At 33.1% G+C, this 5,031-nt stretch carries 2 protein-coding genes; both read right to left on the bottom strand.

Annotation, left to right across the window (positions count from 1 at the left end):
- A partial coding sequence (locus ABD915_RS08865; RefSeq protein ID WP_345117489.1) for a hypothetical protein occupies positions 1 to 637 on the bottom strand: 637 nt, incomplete at its 3' end.
- A gap of 1,545 nt (positions 638 to 2,182) precedes the next feature.
- A partial coding sequence (locus tag ABD915_RS08860; protein WP_345117487.1) for a type ISP restriction/modification enzyme occupies positions 2,183 to 5,031 on the bottom strand: 2,849 nt, incomplete at its 5' end.

Raw genomic sequence — 5,031 nt, 5'->3', positions numbered from 1 at the left:
CATTAGCAGTTAAAGAGGCATTACTATGGATATAAGAATTGCCAGAGATAAGAGCATCACAAATAACGGCATCATCGAATACACGCGATTCATCACAGATGTAAGCAGAACCACTTATTTTTGCATTGCCACCGACATGGGCATTATCACAAATGACGGCATCATCAGAAATATGGGCATGATCAGTGATACGAGCGTTATCATAAATTTGTGCATTGCCTTCAATAACCACGGCATTGCTAGCATGTGCATTGCCAGAAAGTTTTGCATTGTCCTTTAATGTCATCCCTTCAAAAATAGCATTGCCATAAATTTGTGCATTGCCATAAACGTCTACAAAAAAGCTTTTTACTTTTGCATTTCCGAAGACGCGTGCATTTTGAAAGACACGGGCTTTATTATACACCCAGCAATTACCATCATGTGATAGGTTATCTTCACTTTCAATATACCCCCCGAGGTCACCTTTTTTGACGTCACCAAAATCTCTTAAAGCTCTAATTCGCGTTAAGAAATGACCATCTATATATTCACAATCATCAATAAATTCGTATTTTTTTGCAGGCTCTTGTTTGTTAGCAGGTACAGTTTTATTAGCAATGGAGATAACGGGGGTGTTTTTTGAAATATTTGTCATATTTAGATCCTACATGATTTAGAGTTTTGAATTGACAACCTTATAAAGGCGCCGGGCGCTCAAAACACGGCATGTAGTCCGTTGTTACGCTTTCCCATAAAGGTATTGTATGGCGTAACTACACCCGACAAAATCACCATATATGCTAATCATAGCATAAAAGATAGTCAGTTTTTATAATAGGATTAGGTTTATCGCAACCTTTTCGCTACATGTTTAGTGTTTTGATCACTTGATTATTTATATAGCAAAATACGTATTTATTGTCAATTAATTTATACACTTTTTTGATATTTTTATGATTTTTTAAATGCATTGTGTGTATATATTTGTCATATGCTTATTAAGTGCTTCTTTTGTATTACATGCTGTTAAAGCTATATTATAGGCTTTCTTAAACGATTGTGCTATTTTTTGAATCTATACATTTATATATTTATAAACGCTCTCATCATGCGTATTTTTATCTTTATAACGTATCTTATTTTTTACTAAATGGTTTTTAAGATTGTTGTTAATTTCTTTTATAACACATTTGCAATTTAACAGCCTTTTATAGGAACTGTCTTTATAACCAATGCATTCATTTGCATTGTGATTATGAAAGCCTGCTTTTTTCACGCATTCACTATAGCTGTTATATTCTTTATAGCCACCGCATCATTTTTCATTTTCATAAGAGAAAGGATAAATAGGATAATTGCGATTTATAGTCTGTTATGAAAACCTCTAAAGAGAGATTGATAATTATAGAGATGAGCAAAATCCCTTTTAATAGACTTTTGTCATTTTTGTCAGTTTAGTCAGTTCTTTTTAGACCCTATAGTGTTTTTTTAAAATGAGAGAAAATTAAAAACATTATATTTCAATATGTTAGTATTTTAATGATACAACTTATATCGACAATACAACCATAAATTCAACTCATAATATATATTTGTCAGTTATCTGTCAGTAAATTGAACCGACAAAAGTAATCATTTTAGTGAATGATTAAACCACGTCTTTAGAAAACATGTGATCTTTTAAAGCCTTTCAAAAGATAGTTTATAATCATAGGACATGCTATCAAGATCATTATGGTTATCAGTTTTGAACGTTTTGAAGGTTTTGAAGGTTCTTCTTTATTGCTCTATTATATTTTTTAAAATAGAAAAATAAAAGTTGTTATATTTCAATATGTTAATTTTTATTAAATTTTGAAAAAACAACTTGTATTAACAATACATTCGTAAATTCAACTAATAGAATGTGTTTTGAAAGTATTTTGAAGGTGTTAGGAACTTTCAAAACCTATAAGCAAAATGAATATATATAACTCTCTTTAAACAAAGCTTTTGAAAGCTATAAAGCTATCATTTTAGATCACGGTATAATCTTTTAAAGGTAATTCAAATAACAGTGTTTAAAAAAGCACGCCTTATCTTTTAAATAACGCATATAAACACTCTTTTTAAAGATTGTATCTAATCAACTTAACAAGAGAGGTATAGATTATGGTTATAAGACTCTATACCCCTTGTGAGATTATTATGTCTTATAAATCTATTCAGTTTCTCTAATTTCTAATTTTGGTAAGTTCTTAACGATTTTCATTGTTTCTAAACTTACGGTAATAACCCTTTGAAACAATTCTAGAGGGTAGGCAGGATTATCAACTGTTTCAACGGCATAACGATTGGCATCATTCACAATACCACTTTTTTTATCGGTCTTAACACATTGACGCCCCATAACCCATTCAAGAGCAGGTTTGCCATTTACAATATACTCATAAGCTTCAAGAGGAATATCTGTTATGATGATGTTGCTGTTATAAATAACAGTCGATTTATCCTTTTCCTTGCTATTCTTAATTTTTGCGAATTTCATTTTATTCACGTAATAGAATTCTTTAGGATTAGAGATCTCTGTCTGTTTTGGATTGCCTTTTTTAAATGTGACTGGATAAGGTTCTACCGTTTCATAATTCACGTGCAAATGCCCCAGTTCACGTCCTGCTGTTACAAATTTCCAAAAATCTTCAGCACTCTTTACACAAGGGATACGAGGCAATTCTTTAGAGAGGTTATCGGCATAACAGGCACGGTAATCTTCCGAATGAAGTAAACCGTAAACATAATAAAATAGATCATCTTTAGTGATAGCTTCATTAGGATAAGCAGCTTTAAAATGTTCTACCCCCTCATCAGTAATGGCATCACGCCTCTGTAAACCAGCTGTTTTTGTTTCTTCGGAATTTGTAAATAAATGGGTTTGTTTTTTATTTTTATCTTTTGAAACTACGACATCTTCATAAACATATCTTGGAAAGCATTGACCTTTATCCACTACATCAAGATTAGGTAAACTTTTCGCCATAAGTACAGAAAAGCCTGATTGAGTTCCTTTACCTGTAATTTGGATTACCTTATTTTCAACCGCTTGCCCCATTGGGAATATACGCGGCATTTGTAAAACCATTTCATTGAAGATGCGATTATAATAGAGCCATTGTTGTGTAAAAGGACGATAAAGAGCTTGTGTAAGGCAAGATGCTTCAAATTCAAAAATCTTCTCTTTTACCAACTCTTGTTTAAGAGCACGACTCCAACTTATCTTTTTCTCATCTGAATTTACGAAATTATCTACAGCACTTTTACGTATCCTGCGATCAATACGTCCATAAGCATTATTAAAACGCTTCATTTCACTGTTATAGAAAGCAATCATGTTACTCATGTTTTTCGCTAAAACCTCACGACTGGAGTTATATGTCCATGCATCACGATTGGTTACAATTCCAAGTGAAAACGTTTCAAAGAGCTTTTTATCATGCCCTTTCTTATTGCCTATAGCTAAAAATGTCTCAAAACTGTTATCACGTTGACCAAGCCAATCACCATGTTTGTCTGGTGTAATTATTTGCCAGCCTTGTTCACGTGCAATACCACCAACGCTACTAAAATATTGAATTATTCCAAGTTTTTTTTCGGTAGAAAGACTATCCCCAATATCATGATAGTAAATCTTACAGAGTTGGCTATTGTTTGGATTATGTACAAAAATCGTTATAGCTATTCCATTTTGGCTTCCAGAACCAAAAATATTACCTCCTTCCTTTGATAGCTCTTTTGATTTTATATTTTTTCGAATATCACCACGAAGATTAATAATATAAATAGAAGAATATTCATTCTGTAAGCATTTTCGCATGCCATCAGCAAATGCTTTATCTATCCATCCATTTCCAGAAATATAAGCTACAACACCACCTTGCGAACTTAAGCGATTGCTTGCCCATCTAATTGCACGGATATAACTATCATAAAGATTTCGCATATTCACTGCTTTTGATTGAGCAGCATAAGTTTCACTGATACGATTATCTAATAGTGGATAAGGAGTATTTTTTGCATTGTCATTGGCACTTTTTTGCCCTGTTGAATAAGGAGGATTGCCAAAGATAACTTCGATATTTAGATTTTTCTGATGTTCTAAATATTCACTGTTTTCTTTAAATAGTTCTTGCAACAAATCTTTTCTTTCAAGCATTTGGAATGTATCAGTTAAACCAATATGCTTAAATGGGATATAATTCCCTTTCATAAGACCATGATAGGTTGCTTCGATATTAATGGCTGCTATGTAATAGGCTAGCAAGACAATCTCATTAGCATGGATATCATAACGGTATTTATATTCCATATCCTCTGGTTTTATCAGTTTAGATTGTAACAACCGTGTGATAAAGGTACCAGTACCTGTAAAAGGGTCGAGAATAGAGACACCACGTGACCCTAAACTTTTTCCAAATTCATTGCGCAAGACATCATCAACAGAATGAATAATAAAATCCACAACCTCAACGGGGGTATAAACAATGCCAAGCCTATCGGTGGTTTTCTTAAATGCCTTGGTAAAAAAATCTTCATAAAGTTTGATAATAAGGTTTTGTCTTGCTTGGGGGGTTGTAATCCCAGAGGCACGGAATTTGACGCTGTCATAAAACTCTTGTAATTCTTTCGATACTTGCTTGATATTGGTTTTATCCAACTCAGCTAAAATCTTTTCCATTGCTTGCGAAATAGCATTGTTTTGCACAAATTCATTGCCATCAAACAAAGCTTCAAACACGGGACGTGTCACAAGATGTTGCGCTAACATCTCAAGCGCTTCCTCTTGTTTGATTTCACTGTTTAAGTTGTTTTTTAGTTCTTGATAAAACCCATTAAAGGCGTGGAACGCTTCACTGCTTTCATCAGAAAGTATATCTTTAAGATGCGTAATATGGTTTTGAGCAATCTCAGCAACATTGCCAGCCCATATGCCCCAGTAATCGGCAAGGGTAAATTTCTTAGCAAGAAGTGTCTTAAGGGCATTGGGAAACTCTTTATAAAAAGGTAATCTTCCTG

This window comes from Bartonella jaculi (assembly GCF_039543045.1).
Taxonomy (GTDB): domain Bacteria; phylum Pseudomonadota; class Alphaproteobacteria; order Rhizobiales; family Rhizobiaceae; genus Bartonella; species Bartonella jaculi.
The sequence above is the reverse complement of the archived record's forward strand: the minus strand, read 5'-3'. Positions and strand labels throughout refer to the sequence as shown.